At 34.0% G+C, this 17265-nt stretch carries 18 protein-coding genes and 1 tRNA gene; 15 read left to right on the top strand and 4 right to left on the bottom strand.

Going from position 1 to position 17265, the window contains the following annotated elements:
• Positions 1 to 38 precede the first annotated feature (38 nt).
• From GCL57_RS09670 to greA, 5 genes are all read left to right on the top strand, one after another.
• Positions 39 to 1040, top strand: coding sequence for a hypothetical protein (locus GCL57_RS09670; protein WP_152213142.1), 1002 nt, complete (start codon positions 39 to 41; stop codon positions 1038 to 1040).
• A gap of 10 nt (positions 1041 to 1050) precedes the next feature.
• Positions 1051 to 2865, top strand: a complete 1815-nt coding sequence (locus tag GCL57_RS09665; protein WP_152213141.1) for a phospho-sugar mutase — start codon at positions 1051 to 1053, stop codon at positions 2863 to 2865.
• A 70-nt stretch (positions 2866 to 2935) separates the two neighbouring features.
• Positions 2936 to 3736 (top strand): hypothetical protein, encoded by an 801-nt coding sequence (locus GCL57_RS09660; protein WP_152213140.1) that lies wholly within the window; start codon positions 2936 to 2938, stop codon positions 3734 to 3736.
• Between the two features lie 78 nt (positions 3737 to 3814).
• A complete protein-coding gene (locus GCL57_RS09655) occupies positions 3815 to 4063 on the top strand; it encodes a DUF1844 domain-containing protein (RefSeq protein WP_161597689.1) in 249 nt (82 codons plus the stop codon).
• A gap of 282 nt (positions 4064 to 4345) precedes the next feature.
• Positions 4346 to 4846, top strand: a complete 501-nt coding sequence (gene greA / locus GCL57_RS09650) for a transcription elongation factor GreA (protein WP_152213138.1) — start codon at positions 4346 to 4348, stop codon at positions 4844 to 4846.
• 20 nt (positions 4847 to 4866) lie between these two features.
• Here greA and GCL57_RS09645 read toward each other — a convergent pair whose 3' ends face one another.
• A complete protein-coding gene (locus GCL57_RS09645) occupies positions 4867 to 5751 on the bottom strand; it encodes a hypothetical protein (protein ID WP_152213137.1) in 885 nt (294 codons plus the stop codon).
• A 395-nt stretch (positions 5752 to 6146) separates the two neighbouring features.
• Here GCL57_RS09645 and GCL57_RS09640 point away from each other — a divergent pair, with 395 nt between their 5' ends.
• From GCL57_RS09640 to GCL57_RS09625, 4 genes are read left to right on the top strand one after another with little or no spacing between them, the layout of a single operon-like run.
• Positions 6147 to 6461, top strand: a complete 315-nt coding sequence (locus tag GCL57_RS09640; protein WP_152213136.1) for a hypothetical protein — start codon at positions 6147 to 6149, stop codon at positions 6459 to 6461.
• A gap of 2 nt (positions 6462 to 6463) precedes the next feature.
• Positions 6464 to 7528: an AI-2E family transporter gene (locus tag GCL57_RS09635; protein WP_152213135.1), complete on the top strand. Its 1065-nt coding sequence runs from the start codon at positions 6464 to 6466 to the stop codon at positions 7526 to 7528.
• Entirely contained in the window at positions 7521 to 8174 is a 654-nt protein-coding gene (locus GCL57_RS09630; RefSeq protein ID WP_161597688.1) for an RNA polymerase sigma factor, read from the top strand. Before GCL57_RS09635 ends, GCL57_RS09630 begins: the two co-directional genes overlap by 8 nt.
• Positions 8175 to 8234: 60 nt before the next feature.
• Positions 8235 to 9035: a hypothetical protein gene (locus GCL57_RS09625; RefSeq protein ID WP_152213133.1), complete on the top strand. Its 801-nt coding sequence runs from the start codon at positions 8235 to 8237 to the stop codon at positions 9033 to 9035.
• Position 9036: 1 nt separating this feature from the next.
• On the opposite strand, the gene GCL57_RS09620 is transcribed toward GCL57_RS09625, so the two are convergent.
• Together GCL57_RS09620 and GCL57_RS09615 are read right to left on the bottom strand one after the other, a co-directional pair.
• On the bottom strand, positions 9037 to 10032 hold the full coding sequence (locus tag GCL57_RS09620; RefSeq protein ID WP_152213132.1) for a sensor domain-containing diguanylate cyclase: 996 nt from the start codon (positions 10030 to 10032) through the stop codon (positions 9037 to 9039).
• 9 nt (positions 10033 to 10041) lie between these two features.
• Positions 10042 to 10509 carry an STAS domain-containing protein gene (locus GCL57_RS09615; protein ID WP_152213131.1) on the bottom strand — a complete coding sequence of 156 codons (468 nt, stop codon included), beginning with the start codon at positions 10507 to 10509 and terminating at the stop codon, positions 10042 to 10044.
• A 167-nt stretch (positions 10510 to 10676) separates the two neighbouring features.
• On the opposite strand from GCL57_RS09615, the gene GCL57_RS09610 reads away from it, so the two are divergent.
• From GCL57_RS09610 to GCL57_RS09590, 6 genes are all read left to right on the top strand, one after another.
• Positions 10677 to 10762, top strand: a tRNA-Leu gene (locus GCL57_RS09610).
• A 217-nt stretch (positions 10763 to 10979) separates the two neighbouring features.
• On the top strand, positions 10980 to 11129 hold the full coding sequence (locus GCL57_RS14800) for a hypothetical protein (protein ID WP_161597687.1): 150 nt from the start codon (positions 10980 to 10982) through the stop codon (positions 11127 to 11129).
• Positions 11130 to 11326: 197 nt separating this feature from the next.
• On the top strand, positions 11327 to 11881 hold the full coding sequence (gene infC / locus GCL57_RS09605; protein ID WP_211363250.1) for a translation initiation factor IF-3: 555 nt from the start codon (positions 11327 to 11329) through the stop codon (positions 11879 to 11881).
• Positions 11878 to 13701 carry a bifunctional 2',3'-cyclic-nucleotide 2'-phosphodiesterase/3'-nucleotidase gene (locus tag GCL57_RS09600; RefSeq protein WP_152213130.1) on the top strand — a complete coding sequence of 608 codons (1824 nt, stop codon included), beginning with the start codon at positions 11878 to 11880 and terminating at the stop codon, positions 13699 to 13701. The genes infC and GCL57_RS09600 overlap by 4 nt, the downstream gene beginning before the upstream one ends.
• 77 nt (positions 13702 to 13778) lie before the next feature.
• Positions 13779 to 15284 carry a methyl-accepting chemotaxis protein gene (locus GCL57_RS09595; protein WP_161597686.1) on the top strand — a complete coding sequence of 502 codons (1506 nt, stop codon included), beginning with the start codon at positions 13779 to 13781 and terminating at the stop codon, positions 15282 to 15284.
• Positions 15265 to 16734 (top strand): FecR family protein, encoded by a 1470-nt coding sequence (locus GCL57_RS09590; protein WP_152213128.1) that lies wholly within the window; start codon positions 15265 to 15267, stop codon positions 16732 to 16734. The genes GCL57_RS09595 and GCL57_RS09590 overlap by 20 nt, the downstream gene beginning before the upstream one ends.
• A 29-nt stretch (positions 16735 to 16763) precedes the next feature.
• On the opposite strand, the gene GCL57_RS09585 is transcribed toward GCL57_RS09590, so the two are convergent.
• Entirely contained in the window at positions 16764 to 17135 is a 372-nt protein-coding gene (locus GCL57_RS09585; RefSeq protein ID WP_152213127.1) for a response regulator, read from the bottom strand.
• Positions 17136 to 17265 lie beyond the last annotated feature (130 nt).

Genomic DNA, 17265 nt, shown 5'->3' with positions numbered 1-17265 from the left:
TTGTATTTTTATTTTTTTGTTATTTAAAAAAGGTTCGTATGTCAGAAAAAAAAATATTTTTAAAATCAATTCTTTTGAGTGGTTTTATTTTTCTTATTTCGGGTTGCACAAGCCTTACAGGTAAAAAAGAAAACGTAAGTATTGTAAATGCTCCGGCTGTTAAACCAGCTCCTTCTGTAATTGATCCTCCACCTTCTTCAACCACCCAAACTCCTATAAGAATAGTATTAACTGAAAAAGATTTCGAAAAAATCCTTTCAACACTTAAAGAAATTGAAGATAATTTCATCTCACAAAATTGTTCAACAGTACTTGATTTGGCAAAATCTTTAGATAAATATTCTAAAACTTTTCCTATCGATTCTTACCCAACATTATCGCAAGCCGCTGTCTATGTGTGCGACGCAAAAGCGGGCCTTGATAATCCCAATCGCTTACACAATGCCATTGCCGTTTTAAAAGCAACTCAATTAAGATATCCAATTATCAATGAAGCTTGGCTCAAAAATACCATATCTGATTTTTATATCGCATTGGGTGAAAAAGACAATGCACTGACAGAAAAACGAGTTGCACGCGATTTAATATTAGCACAACAACTTGATATTTCATCTTTAAATTCACAAATCTTACAACTCAACCCACAAGAACCCGGCTTACAAATGACCAACTCAGGCGCATTAACAGATGCTCCCAATCAAACAATCGATCAAATCGTCAGCAGTGCAAAACAAATGCTTGACAATGATTCACCTGAACAAGCGTTGGCATTAATAGACACCATTCCAAACGATAAAAGGAGCGATTCCATAAAACGCTTGCGCTCCGATGCAGAAAAAAATCTTGTCATGAATTTACGTTTTAAAGTACGAGCATTATTTGTCAGAGCAAGTCAGCAAACAGGGGCAACTCGAAAAGACACTCTCAGTCAATGCTTACAAATTTTACAAGGAATTATTAAAAACTACCCTGGTTACTCGGATATGTTAGCAGTTCAAAATAATTTAAAACAGGTTCAAAGAGAAATGAGCAAGCCCTGAAAGGTATAAAATGTTTAGCGCTATTTTAAATGAATTAAACTCCCCACTATTTTCACCACTCACTGATTGTAAATCAAGAATTGCTGATTGGTTAAACGATTCTTCTATTTCAATCGAAAATAAAAATGAAATTAGCGAACTTATTAAAGAAAAAAATATAAAAGAATTAAGAGATCGTTTTTATCGTGATCTCGAATTTGGCACAGGTGGAATGCGTGGAGTGATGGGTATGGGTTCTAATCGCATGAACCGTTACGTTATTCGGAGATCAATTCAAGGGCTTGCAAATTATATTACAAAGCACTGCCCAAAAGACACTCATAGAGGTGTTGCTATTGCATATGACAGTAGAAACAATTCACCTTTATTTACTAAAGAAACAGCCTGTGTTTTAGCCGCAAATAATATTCCAGTGTATATTTTTCCAACTCTACAAACAACTCCTGCTTTATCTTATGCAATTAGAAAATTAAATTGCTTGAGTGGCGTTTGTGTCACTGCTAGCCATAATCCCCCTGAGTACAATGGAATTAAAATATATTGGGAAGATGGCGCACAAATCATTCCTCCGCAAGATGCAGGTATTTTAAATGAAGTGTTTTCAGTATTATCTTTCTCTGAAGCAAAATATATTGATTTCAAAGAAGCGGAGAATAAAAAATTAATTCATTATATTAATGATGATTTATTAACTGATTATTTTTCTGAAATTAAAAAGTTATCCTTAGCACCAAACATAACAAGAGATTTAAATATAGTTTACACTCCTCTACATGGAACCGGAAAAATTCCCGCATTGAGAGCGCTTGAGTCATGGGGATTTAAAAATGTGTTTGTTGTTCCTGAACAAGCGGAACCCAATGGCAATTTCCCTACAGTCAAAAAACCAAATCCAGAAGAAAGAGATGCTCTTTCTCTTGCAATCCAATATGCAACGAACCGTAAAGCTGACTGCGTATTTGCAACAGATCCTGACTCTGACAGATTGGCTTTGGCAGTTTATGATCCTAAAATGGCCAAAGGGCTTTTATCTCACCAAGCCCAAGGGGACTATGTTTTACTAAATGGCAATCAGACGGGTGCTCTTTTAATAGACTCTATTTTAGGGCTTATGAAAAAAAGCGGAAAACTTGAAAGCACGCACAAAATCGTAAAAACCATTGTCACTTCTGATTTACACTCACGCATCTGTGCTCACTATGATATTGAAATTTTTAATACTTTAACTGGATTTAAATGGATTGCAGGACTTGTACGCAGCTGGGAAACAGAGGGTAAAAGCCATAAATACCTTTTTGGCACCGAAGAAAGTTTTGGTTTTATGCCTGCAAACAACGTAAGAGACAAAGACGCTATCGCTGCAATCTGCCAAGCTTCTGAAATGATTTCTGTTTTAAAAATGAACAACAAATCAGTCTGCGAATATCTTTTTGATCTTTTTAAAATACATGGAGCATGGCACGAAGAGCTTATAAACATTGATCTTTATGGCGAAGAAGGAGCACAGCGAATTGCTCGCATGATGTTAGAAATGAGGACAAATCCCAAGCAAAGCTGGGGAGGTCTTTCAGTAAATCAAATACTTGATTATACTGAGAAAAGTACACAGCTAAAGTTTTCTATACCAAATTCAAATGTATTGCAGTTTTTACTCAAAGATGGGAGTAAAATTTCAATGCGTCCCAGTGGAACCGAACCAAAACTCAAATTTTATGTTTCTGTTTGTACAGAAAAGCCAGATGTAGAGCTTGCTTACAAAGAAACTTTAATGAAAATTGAGCTTCTCAGCAAAGAAATCCATGAATTTGTTCAAAAAAATCCTTAACTGAACATAAAGAAATTATTTTAGAAAGCCCTTTATTTTACCGAAAAGTAAAATTGTGAGGGCTTTTTCTATGTTAAGTCTTGAACAAGATATTCTTGTCAGAGATGTGATCCTTGTGTTTGCAGCCATTATTGGAGCAGCGTTTTTATTGATTTTAAATTTAAGGGAATCAGGAATACGCTTTAAAGTATTTGGCGAAAACCAACATCTGGACAAGTCTGATTTACATGCTTATGATGAAACTCATTATTCAGTGACAGACTGGCAAAGTATTTCAGTTGAAAGCTATATTATTCATTTCGAGGAACCACACACAGTGTGGCAAATTAACATGTTTACAATTTCGATGAATCAACGAGAAAAAATATTTTCAAGATTTTCTGGCTTTCCTTGGCATGAGTTTTCTAAGTCCCAAAGTTCAACTGAAAAAATCATGGCCCCTATTTTAAGGAAGATTTTTTTAAAATACAAATCCAAATTTGAAAAAATCCATCCTATTCATGTGTTAAGAGTTCCAAGAGAGTCAATTCATTTTTATACTTGGTTACAAAATGAAACACATACACATTCCGCTATTTTTAATTTTCTCGAAGAGTCTCTCTACCTTTCCAAGCAAGCCGAAATTTTTCCCAGCTTATCAGTAGTTTGGGATGATACTATTTACCTTGAGGTTATCTTTCCCAAAAATCATCTGTCGAGCCTTTTTGAACAGGAGTTTGAAAAAGTCTTTGGTATCGATTGCAGTTCATCAGAATCGAGAGTGATTTTAAAGCTCTGGGTTGCTTTTAGCATAGAAAAAATCCCTCAGTCCTTGCGTGAAAAAGATAAGAAAAAACTAAAATCTTATAAAGCAACAGATCGCGCATCTTGAGCTTTGCCTACCTGTTGACTCATGATACTGTGTGAATGTAGTTCTCAAGAATGTATTTTCTTCTTGGAGCCAAAGCAAATGCAAGAACATTCAACATTCAGTATATTAATTCTCTCGTTAGGCAATGCAGCTCTTGTCGCTATGGGTTTATATCCCACTCCTGGTACCAACACCTATAGCAAAGACACTGAAACTGCTCATTTAAATATAGAAATATTAGATACTCTTCTGAAAAAGACAAAAGGGAATCTAACCGCAGCTGAAGAAGAAATGCTCTCAAGCTTACTTTATGACCTTCGACTTAAGTATGTTGAAGCACGGAAGTAAGCATGCTATCCTATTTATGTGTCATTGATCCCAACTCATGATATGGCATACAATTATTTTTGTTATGCGGGCTGAAGGTGTAAATCTTCAGCCCGCAGAGCAATTTATTATTATGCTTTCCTAATTGAAGAGGAGCTCGGTTCAGACTACAATGAACCAAACAAATTCTTGAGTTCTTACTTGGGATAATTTTTTAGCGAATCGAATTTTGCTATTCCATCATAGATGGCAATCAATCGATTTGTTTCTTTTTTTATACAGATTTTAAAAAGGTAATTTTTTATGTCTATAGATACAAACGCTCCCATTCCCATTACTCAGATTGGTCATGAGAAATTAAAAGAAGAGCTAAAACGCCTTAAAACCCTCGATCGCCCAAAAGTTATTTCTGAAATTGCTGAAGCACGTGCCTTAGGCGATCTTTCAGAAAATGCAGAATATCATGCTGCGCGTGAAAAACAGGGCTTTATCGAAGGTCGAATTATGGAGCTTGAAGATAAGCTTGGACGTGTACAAGTTATTACGGGTGGTAAAGGAAGAACCGATAGAGTCGTATTTGGTGCTCTTGTTTCTCTCGTTGATGTGAGTGACGATAGCAAAGGTGAAGAAAAATCATATAGAATTGTAGGAGATCTCGAAGCAGACATTAAAAACAATGCTATTTCTATTTCAAGTCCACTTGCAAAATCACTTATTAATAAAGCAGTTGGAGACATAGTCACAGTAAACTTACCAAGGGGTGAAAAATACTATGAAGTTAAAGATATCCGCTTTATAGATTAATTCTCTTATGTTTACTTCTGCTATCGAAATTCACTTACCTGAAATGTCAGTCCCAACTGTGCAAATATACTTTTATTATTAATTGACAAGGTATTTAAAAATGAGGTTGATGAACAATTATTAAGACAAGTTATCTTAGTCAAACGATATCCTGTTTGAAAAGAAAGTGCTAAGTTTTTTTTATAAAAATAATCTAAACCGACAAAATAAGAAAACACGTCAGGGACAGGAGCAAGAGCACGTGATGTTGATGCTGCAGTAGATGTTGTATCGGTTAAAATCGTCATATCTGGGAACCATGCCGCACCATACTCTGCTCCTGTCAGGAGTCGATAATTTTGACTGAAATTTAATGACAGCCCTCCCATAACAGTTGGAAAAGCGTACCCGTAAACAGGTTTTAAACTACCATAATTTGAGACAGGTAAAAGCAGTCCCGCCGTCGTACCCAGAAAAAAGCCAAAATTTGAAACTATATTTATGTGATAAGCATATCTTAAATACAGTCCAACTCCTAAACGTGTCTCAGAAAGAGAAGATATTGTTCCAAAGCTCGAAGCACTGTTTTGGCTCACATTCCAAGTAGAATGATCCCAAGATGTTAAGAGAGACAAAGTATGCCCTGAACGAAATACAGGTGTATAGGAGGTATTTTCTTCCGTTTCATCTTGTGCATAGAGCGTGTTAGAATTAAAACTCAGTAGGAGTAAAGATATTAACTTTACAAAAGAAAAGAAAGAAGGAGATCTTATCGCATGATGAGTATTATAAAAAATAAACTTCTTTCCGCTTTTATTTTTATTCTTTTTTTTACAATCTTTTTCAGTTCCAACCACCACCCTTTTGTATCTCTGAATGGAAGTATTTTGTCGTTCTGTTTGCTCATTCTTTTTTTTATATTGCATAAAATCCAATTTCATCACTTATCGTTTATATCTTTTCATCTTATTGCAATCATTTTATATCTTATTTATCCACTCCCCGAAATTGCAATTTTTTCTATTCTTTCTATTCTAATTCGCGAATTTATTTTGATCGCTAAAGAAAGAGGAGAAAAGAATTCCAGAACAAGTCTATTATGGGATTTAGGAGCAATAAAGCCCGATAGACAAATATCAATTGTTCTATATCACACATTTCCATTATCAACAGCAGCATTGTTGATTGCGATTGTTTCTCATACCTTCTCCTTTCCGGCGATAGTACTTGCCTACATTCCACTTTTCATATTTGCTATGAGTTTTGGGAACCTGCTTAAGGTAGAAACGGAAAAAGCAGAATCAGAGAAAAGGTGATTAATATGAACACTCAAAGTAAATTCTCATTCAACTGGAAAAAAGTTCAAGAGTCCATTGCAGATGCAGCCACAATCAGCACACGTGAAATCAAAAGAGGAGTTGAAGAAGCAAAAAAACAGTATGGCAAAGTAAAACTTATTCAAAAAAGAAAAGAACTCTTTGCAGAACTCGGGAGAAATCTTTATGAGGCACAACAGGATGGATTACCAAAAGAAATTAATAGTTTTCTAAAAGAAACTGAACTTTATGAGATTATCCAAGAGATAAAAGAAACAGATGAAGAACTTCTTAAACTGAGGGGCTTAGAAAAAGAATAATTATGAAAAATAATAGAGGAAAAATATTTTTTATTAGCTTTTTCATTATCTTTGTTTTTATATTTGCATTTATAAATATAGTAATAGGCCCTCTCATTATTTCATTCGTTGCAGCCTATCTTATCAATCCAGTATTTGAATACTTAGAAAATAAAGGTATTAATAGAGCTCTTATTTCTTTTATTACAATAATTATACTTGGGATTCTTACTTTCCTTGCAATCTGGTTGTTTTTTCCATTATTATTTAATCAAATAGAAAATTTAATTACTAAACTACCGGCTTTCAAAAACTATATTGAACTTAATCTTGTTCCAAAAATTCAGCTTCTTATTTCAAATATAACAGGACAAAAACAGTATAAAATACTAAATATTTATGACTTTATTCCTATAAATTTAGAAAACTTTGGTGAAACGCTTCTCTCAAGAATTGGAGCAAGTACGCGCTTTATTGCTTCATTGTTAATTATGACAGTATTTACCCCTCTCTTTTCTTATTTCTTTATGAGGGATTTTAACAAAATACATAAACAAATATTCGATCTTGTACCAATCGATATAAAACCAATATTCATCGAATTTATTGAAGAAGTAGATAAAAAATTACGCTCCGTTTTACGTGGACAATCATTGGTAATCTTGATACTTTGTTTTTTATATCCAACCGTATTTTTAATTGCAGGATTACCTGCTGCTATTGCTGTTGGCATACTCACTGGAATATCTAGACTTGTTCCATATATGGATATTCTTGTAGGAAGTTTTCTATGTTTCTTTGTGTTAGTTACAAATGCTGCAGATAGCCATCTTATTTTATCTGTGTCATTGGCTTTTTTAGCTGTACAATGTTTGGATGGCCTTTTTATCACTCCAAGAATTCTTGGTAGATTTTCTGGATTGCATCCTTCACTCGTCATTTTATCTGTTCTCTGTTTTGGAGATTGGTTTGGATTTTATGGAATATTATTAGCAATACCTCTTGCTGCGGTTGGAAAAGTATCTTTTAAGTTAATATTAAGAACATACAAAGAATCGGTGTTTTTCAAAAATGGTAACAATGGATAATGTAAAATCTGTCGAAAATATTATTGATTATGAGTTAAATTGGAACTCCTTATTTGTTCAACATTCTAAAAAATATTGGGATCCAATGTTTCGATTTTGTGTAAGTTTAACAAACAATAAAGTCAATGCAGAAGATATTCATCAAACAGCCTTATTCAAAGCACTTAAATCATTTTCAAAGTTTGTATTAAAATACAATCCACAAATAATAAATGAACAAGATGTCGACTCAATTTTTTTAAAGACTGAAACACAGTATCATTTTAAAAATTGGCTCTACCGAATAATAAAAAACACCTATCTTGATGAATTAGAATCCAACAAAAAATGGAGTTTAGATTCATCTGAAGAAACACTTGAAAAATTAACAAACCAAAGCGATTTTAATTTGACACAAGGAAATAATTCATCAGTTTCTGATTTAAAAAATGAAGAAAAAAAATTTTATCAACTTGCACTAGATGACCAATGGAAAAAACGCTTCTCTCAATTAAATGATAGACAACGAAGCATCATTTTTCTTGCTGCTGAAGACTATTCTTATAAAGAGATTTCTGCCATATTAGATATTCCCATGGGAACCGTTATGAGCACGCTCTCACGTGCCCTCCAGAAGTTGAAGTCAAATTCACCTAATTTGGAATAAAAAACTTTTTTTAATCGTTTATACTTATATAAGTATGGTCTCAGCATTGAGGTGTGTTTTATGTTACCAAATGAGAATAACTATAAAAAGGATGTCGATAGCTGGAAAAAAACTATTAAAAGTCATTTTGATACACACTCCTTATCAAAAGATAAAAAGATACAACTTGAACAAATGCTTTTACAACGCCAACTCTCTCCCTTAAAATCAATATCTTCGATAAATAAGGGAAAATTATATTTTAGAACATGTAAAGCCATTCTATTAAAAAATCAAAAATATATATTGACTCACTGCGTAGCCGCAAGTGCAGCTGCCCTTCTCACATTTTCGCTTTTAGGTGGCTTCGAAAATAACCATCACGACATTCTTTCGGAAATGGCTTTTTTACCTGATGCGGGCACTCTACCAGCTGACTTTGATCTTGTAGGAGATGCAACAGCCCTTCCCCAGTTGTCATTGGAGTCACTGCCAAATCAATCATTTGAGCCTGTGATTCCAAAGAAAATCACTCAAAAGTACACAGCAAATGAAGGGCGTTTTTTTTATTTAAAAGGACAGCAGGGTGTGAGCATTTCTATGCAACCAATAGCAGGCTTACCACACGCAACTTCTAATATTCATATGGATCGTCCAAGCACACTGTATATTGTTAAATTATCACAAAAAAATGAGAGTGATTTCCCTAAGAAAAGAATCTTGCGTAAAATCATATCTTCTACCGGAAAAGTAAGACGTATCTATGCATGGCAAGATGGTGCCTATGGATATGCAATGGTTCAGCCCCAAAATATTTCTGATGGCGGTTCATCTTCCGATATTTTCCAAACAAGTGAAGATCCTTCAATTGTTAATCCTTAAATCAAGGTGGGAGAATATCAGGAGTTTGTGCAATAAAATCCAAAGCCTTAATTTTTCCTGCACCGAAATCAAGAATAACAACATTGCGACCATTTTCCTTAGCATGATAAAGACACTCATCTGCTCTTTTAATTGCAGCTTCCTTTGAATCATCCACAGCTTTTATTAAAGTAACACCAACGCTTGTTGTAACAGGAATTTTTGTCCCCTGAAATAAATAATTATGCTCTTGAATAGCAGATCTAAATTTTTCTGCTGTGACAGCTGTACCACGTTCATTAGCATCAAAAAGAACAACTAAGAGCTCTTCACCACCATAGCGACCTAAAATATCCGATCTTCGTGCATTTTCTTTCAATATTTTTGCTGTTTCTGATAAAACAAAATCCCCCGCTTGGTGACCATACGTATCATTTACATTTTTAAATTTATCGAGATCAAACATAATTATAGCAAGTTTTGGATTTATATTATTAATTTTACAGCGTTCAATTTCTTTAGAAATTTGATCTTCAAAGTAACGACGTGTGTATAATCCTGTTAAAGGATCGGTTATTGACTGCAATGATTTATCTTTATATTTAGTCTGCAAATTTGTTTCAGCAGTTACATCTCGCATTAGTAAACAAGCACCAAGCATTTTTCCATCATCTTCATAATATGGATAACTGCTAATTATTAATGTTACTTCTTTTCTATTTGTTACATTAATTGCGGCAACTTCATCGATTCGAGTTGGATTAGAAGATTCTAATAATTGATCAATAGCAGATTGATCTGTACCGGGCATTGTTGTCAAAAGCATTTCTTTTAACGAACCAATTCTCCGTACGTCGATTGCTCTTTGCTCAATAATCTGACAAAAAGCCGAATTAAATTTTAAAACTTTCTGCTCTCTATTTATTAATATAAATGCATCAAGAAAAACTCGAGTGAAGTCTCGATGCATTTCAAACTTTTCTATAAGTCGTGAGTCGAGAACACTTTGATTCTCCAAATCATCACCTCAGCGCTTTAAAAAAACAAAATATTCATCTTCTAGTTCTTCAGTTTGCATTCCACACTCATCCGATTCGCATTTAGGAGCATTTGGAATCGTTTTAGGTGGAAGAGATGCGGTTTCAATAAGTTTTTTTTCTTCTTTATTACAAACTTCACAAATATAATTCACAAAAAAACTAGAAACTGATGCTTTCCCTAGAAAACTTGGAATCATATTTATCTGCATAATAACATCAGGAGTACACTCATAAAAAACAAGCGACCGACCTTCTTCAATAGATCGTAAAAAACTTACCCAGGCACGCACACCTAGCGAATTGATACTTTTTACTTGGGAAAAATTAAATCCAACTTTTTTGATATCTTTAATCTCAAGAACGAGATCTTTAAATGTCATTTCTGAATCTTCATTTATAAGACCCATTAAAGTTATCATTTTTCCATCGTCTTGCTGCATGATGGAGTATTCCACTTTTTTCCCCTCCCGTAGAGAATCACATTCGTATTCTCAATAGAGTTTAGCAATTTTTTAATGAAGTAAGATTTTTAAGAGAGATTCTTGACATTATAGGAAACGATTACTAAATGAGTTAGAGGTAGATCGTAGAAATACTGCAAAGGCAGCTTTTCGTGAATAATGCTCTTGTGGCGGAACTGGTAGACGCGCGCGACTCAAAATCGCGTTTCCTTTGGAAGTGGGAGTTCGATTCTCCCCGGGAGCACCATTTTAAGAAATTGTCTTAAAATTCTTATTATTCACCTTATTCTATTTCATTCATTTATTAAATTTTCTCTAAGATATCCGTTCATCCATAAGCAATTCTATACCAAATTTTCCTTGTCAAACGGGAAAAAATGAGGCATGGTTTCGGTTTCTAGGAATGATTTTCAAATGAAAACTCGTTCTATTTCTATTTTATCAATAAATTAAAGGGGTTAGACATGACTTCACCTACCGACAAGACAAATCGCTGCCGCGAAGCCAAAAAGGTAAAAATGGGCAAGAAAGATAAAAATAAACTTCGTAGAACTGGTACAACCCCAAGCTTGTACACACTTAACAAGCCTACGCCAAATGAGCTTAAAAATTAATATTCTTGTTAAAAGTTATCATTTTAGGGAAGAGATTTCTCAATCGTCGACAGGCTAAATATTGCATTTCACCTGTTTATGCTGAGAATTTTCTTCTCTTTTTTTATTTTTTGCAGAAGACATGATAGATTCTGATTGATATAGTAAAAATGCTATACATTCATCTTATTAAATTTTTTAAGGAGATTGCACACAATATGCGTCCAATGGGAAACCAACAAACTCGTACCCCTGCTCAAGATGGTCCACGTATTAATGATCGTATTAAAGCCACAGAAGTTCGCCTCATTTCAGATACGGGTGAACAAGTTGGTGTTCTACCAATCCGCGAAGCTCTCATGAGAGCAGAAGAGTTAGGGCTGGACTTAGTTGAGGTTTCACCTGACGCGAAACCACCTGTGTGCCGTCTAATCGATTATGGTAAATTCAAGTACCAACAAAGTAAAAAAGCACAAGAAGCTAAGAAAAAACAAGTAGTTATTGAAGTCAAAGAAATCAATTTAACTCCTAATATTGATAAACATGACATCGAAACAAAACAAAATCACATCAAAAGATGGGTATCCGAAAAAGCACGTGTCCGCGTTGGAGTCAAATTCCGTGGCCGTGAAATGTCCCATATTGACCTTGGGTACAAAGCTTTACAAGAGCTTATGACTGGACTTGAAGATATCGTTACACAAGAGGCTGCACCTCGTATGGAAGGACGTCGCCTCGTCGTAACTCTCCTTCCAAAAAGCGACAAGGTATGACATCACCAAATCAGAGTTGTGAGCTAGCTATATTAGAAACCTCTGATCTTCACTGCAATGTCGTGCCACACGACTATTACAATGATGTCAAAATTGAACATTTTGGGCTCGCAAAAACCGCAACTCTGATTAAAAAATTTCGTAAAATATATGAGAATAATATCCTTGTTGACAATGGAGATCTTTTACAAGGCTCCGCTTTAGCAGATCTCGTAACAAGGGTGCATCCCCTTAAAGAAACAGAAATCCACCCTATATTTAAAGTTATGAACTCCCTTAATTATGATATCGCAACTGTTGGCAATCATGATTTTAATTATGGGCTTGATTTTTTATTAAGAGTGATACAAAAAGCAAATTTCCCTTATATTTGTTCAAATGTTTATTTCTTCGATAAAAAAGCTAAAAATAAAAGAGGGCAAAGAATTCTACCAGCTCATTTTATTTTAGAGAAAAAACTCACTTGTAACGAAACAATAAGAATTGGATTCCTGGGCGTCACTCCCCCCCAAATTATGACTTGGGACAAGCATATATTACTTGGAAAAGTAGTTGTTCAAGAAATAGTTGATGCCGTTAAAGAACAGGTTAAAGAATTAAAGAAAAAAAATGTAGATCTTATTGTTGTCTTAGCTCACAGTGGAATTTTACCTTTAAAATATAATTTGGGCACTGAAAATGCCGTTTGTGAAATTAGTAAAATCAAAGGAATTGATGCAATACTTTCAGGACATGCACACAGCGTATTTCCGGGTGGCAAAATTTTTAATGAACTTGAAAACATGAATGTTGATAATACCATAGGTAAAATCAATGATATTCCTGTCGTCATGCCCGGAGCATGGGGAAGTCATCTCGGAATTATCCGTTTCCTACTTGAAAAAACAAAAGGAAAATGGAAAGTAAAACAAAGCTTTTCTGAAATTTATAATGTAAAAGAAACAACAGCTGACTCCGAAGTCTTATCAATAATTCAAGAAGATAATGAAAAAACGCTCTCTCATATTCGATCCAATGTTGGAGAAAGTAACATACATATTCATTCTTGGTTTTCAACTCTTCAACACACTTTAACTTCACAAATCATTCAAGAAACAGGTGTTGAGTTTGCTAAAAGAATTCTTGAATATAGCAAATGGAAAAACCTCCCTATTTTATGTTCATTTGCACCTGTAAATACAGGAGGACATGGCAGTCCTTATATTCATATCCAGAAAGGGCCTTTAGCAATAAAAGATATTTCAAATCTTTATCCTTATGACAATGAACTCAAAGTTGTTTTAATAAATAAAAATCAAATCAAAGAATGGCTTGAGTTTTCGGCACAAGCATTTCAACAAATTGATATCGATTCTGAAAAAGAAATCTCGCTCTTAAATCCTTTTTATCCTTCTTTTAATTTCGATTGCATTTCAAATATTGAATATAAAATAGATGTTACGGAACCACTCGGAAATCGAATTAAAGATCTCACTTATAACTCCAAGCCAATATTGCCTAGACAACAATTTGCACTCGTCACAAATAATTATCGTGCATCAGGGGGAGGAAATTTCCCAAATTTTGATAAAATTAAAACAATTGTTGATTCAACCGAATTTTTTAGAGATATATTGATCGATAAAATAAAAAGAATTAAAGTTCTCGATCTCGAACTCACAAAAAGTTGGTCCCTTATTCCAACACCCTATTGCAAAGCAAAAGTGTTTTTTGAAAGCACAATGGATTCCATTCCATTTCACCCCCCATTCTTAAGTGTTTTATCCACTGAACCAAAAACAAAAAGAGTCAAATATTTAGTCGATACGACAAAATTTTGATTCCCTTAAAAGCAATTCATTTTTTATTCCTATTCATCGTTTAAAATTATATCTGAAACTGGATTAGGGAGATAATGATGTTTAATAAACTCAGTATTAAGAAAAAAATGATTTACTGGAATATATTAATCATTATTATCTTCGCAATCATACTATACTTTATTATGAATAATGCTCTTGATAGAATGGTGCACGAAAAAGAAATTCAAATTAAACATATCACCGAAGCTTCATATAACATAATAAAAAAGTATATAAAGTTAGAACAAGATGGAAAGATGACCCGTAAAGTCGCGATGGAAACTGCTGAAGGTATTATTGAAAATGCTCGCTATGACGGGACAAATTATGTTTTTATTGATGATATTGATCAACGCCAAATCGTCAATCCAACCCGCCCAGAATTCAAAGGACAGCTCCAACCCACTCCACCTGAGACCATGGCTCTGCTTGTGAGCAGTATGAAACAAAATAAGGAGGGCGATTACTTTAATTTTTTTACTAAAAAGCCTGGATTTGAAGGAACTTTCAGAAAAATTGCTTTCGTAAAACCTATACCTGAATGGCAATGGTTTGTAGGAACAGGAGCCTATATCAATGATATTGATGAGCAGCGAACTGAATATATTATTGAACTTATTACTATTTCTTCTATATTAGCGATTTTTCTAATGTTTGGTGGAACATTCTTTGCCAATCTAATTTCTGTTCCACTTGCAAAATTATCCAAAGATCTTATCCAATCAGCTGAAAACATGGAAAAAAAATCAAAATATCTCACTCAAATGAGTGAAAATGTTGGAAACTCGTCAAAGGAACAAGCAAATTCAATACAAGAAACAGCTGCGGCTATTGCTGAAGTCACAAGCATGATCACACGGACTTCAGCTCTGACTGTTCAATCAGGAACCTTAGCCCATAAAATTTCAGAGGGGACTGCTCAAGGAGGTGAATCCGTAAATAGGATGGTCACTTCCATGGAAGCTATTCAAGAATCAAGTCAAAGGCTTTCAGATATAGAAGCCATTATTAAGCAAATTGAAACAAAAACCATGGTAATTAATGAAATTGTTACAAAAACAGAACTTCTATCACTCAATGCCTCTATCGAAGCAGCAAGAGCGGGTGAGTATGGAAAAGGTTTTGCTGTCGTCGCAGAAGAAGTTGGAAATCTCGCAAACACAAGTGGTCGTTCTTCAAATGAAATAAGAGACTTGCTAGAAAAAAGCAGAGGAAGTGTACAAGAAATTTTACAACTTACTGTAGAAAGAGTTTCTGAAGGACAAAATAAAACAATTGAAGTAAAAAATACCTTTGAAAAAATAACTACAGATGTGAACGATATAAATGCTCAGATGACTCAAATTACAGATGCAACAAGAGAACAAGAAATAGGGGTTAAACAAATTGCAAGTGCAATGGCAAAAATTGACGCATCTGCAATTCAAAATACGGAGAGCGCCGAAAAGTCTATTTCTGCATCCACCGATGTATTTAAAATTAGTAAAGAATTAAAAGATATAGCGTTCAAAACAGAAAACATAATTTTTGGAGAAATGAAAATTGCTTCTAAACCTCGTTAAAAAAATTATTTTTATTTATATTATTACTTTTTATTCTTTATTTGCATTTGCAGATGATGAAGAAATTGGAAGAGTTGAAAACGTTATTGGAATTGCAGAAATCGTTAATAAAGAAACTAGAACACCTATTGAAAAAGATTTACCTGTACATCCCTCAGATACTATTGTCACCAAAGATAAAAGCCTAGTTAAAATTCTTTTTTTTGATGGAGCAGATATTATTTTATATGATAACAGCGAACTCAAAATTAAAGAATATAAATTTAAACTTGATAGCAATAAAAAAAATTTAAGCGGTGTTTTTGAAGATATTAAAGGAAAAATTCGTTTTTTTGTTAAGCCTGATAAAAATGTTGAAAATGACGTAAAATATAAGACAAACAATGCTGTCATGGGAATTCGTGGAACAGGTGGTGTTATAGTTGCACAAGGGCTCGAAAAAACTCAGCTTGTTGTTACTTCGGGAACAGTTGATTTTAGCAACCCAGCAGCCCCTAATAAAATTATCCAAGTAAAGGAAAATCAATGGGGTGAAATGCGTGGAGAGAAACCACCCGCACCACCCAAACCCGTTACACCAGAACTTATAAAAAATCTTGCTCTCGATTTACCCGAAGGTTTTGAGCTTACAAAGAGCGGTGGTGATGAGAAAGACGAAGATACAAAATCAAATGAAACAAATTCAACTCCCCCAGCAACTCCGGCTACAGGGGCAGCAGGAAGTGCGGCAGCTGGTGATGATGATGATGATGATGAGAAAGAAGAAAATGAGAGTGTAAATAGCAGCAGTAAAAACGAAGAAAATGAAGTATTTAGGTTAGGGCCAACCTTAAGTGTTGGACTCTATCAATACTTTTCTGTTGGACTGGAAGCGCGTCTATTTCGTTTTCTAGGGCTAAGCGCAAATATTGGTGGATCTCCAAGTAAAATGAATATGAAAGACTTTCCAAATTCAGGAAAGAAAATAAATGATAACAGTCAAACACCCATAAATGATATTAAGTCTTCATTTATGCACTTTGAAGTGAGAGCTGTTATTTATCCTTTCCGTGGAAGTTTTTTTATAGGATCGGCTTTTGGTTTAAGAAAGATTGATTTAGAAGCAAATACTTGTGTTTTTGTTACAGTCAGTTCTCAAAACTTTTGTGTTCCTGCTAATGCTAATTTAAAATTAAATACAACTTATTTTACTCCGCAGTTTGGTTGGTTATTTGTTTGGGACAATGGTTTTACAATTGGTACAGAACTTGGTGCACAAATACCTCTTCATGCGAGTGGTCAAAGTAATAACGTAAACCTAAATACACAAGACCCAAACGCATATTCTCAAGCTATAAACTCTGCTACTTACAAAAACTTTCAAAACACTGTGCAAAATAACATGAGTGATTATTTTACTCATCAAGTTTTACCATTTTGGAATATTTTAAAAATAGGTTGGCTATTTTGATATGATTTTTTTACAACTTAAATTCAATTCTAAGACCCCGTTAATCTTTTAACAGCTTCAACGAGAATTTCTGGCTTAAATGGTTTTACAATCCACCCACTTGCTCCCGCTTTTTTTGCCTGCGCAACAATATCAGTAGCTCCTTCAGTCGTTAAAATGAGTATGGGTGGATGCGGTAGGTTAGTATTGCTTTTGATTGCAATTATCATTTCTATACCATTCATTTCAGGCATATTGATATCAGAGATAATTGCATCGATATCTCTATGTGCGTTTAGCAATGCAATACCATCTTTACCACTTTCTGCTTCAATAACCTCAAATCCACTCTTTGTAAGAGTAAAAGTAACTTGTTGGCGTATTGTTTTTGCATCATCAACAATTAATATTTTTTTACCCATTTGATCCTCTTTAAATTAAAATCATATGAATTGATATATTGTTAATTTATTATAAAATAATAATATATTATTTTCAAAAGATAAAATATTCTTCCTAAATCCTACCGATTTAATACTAATTATCCTGTTA

Source organism: Fluviispira multicolorata (genome assembly GCF_009208585.1).
GTDB classification, from domain to species: domain Bacteria; phylum Bdellovibrionota_B; class Oligoflexia; order Silvanigrellales; family Silvanigrellaceae; genus Silvanigrella; species Silvanigrella multicolorata.
The sequence above is the reverse complement of the archived record's forward strand: the minus strand, read 5'-3'. Positions and strand labels throughout refer to the sequence as shown.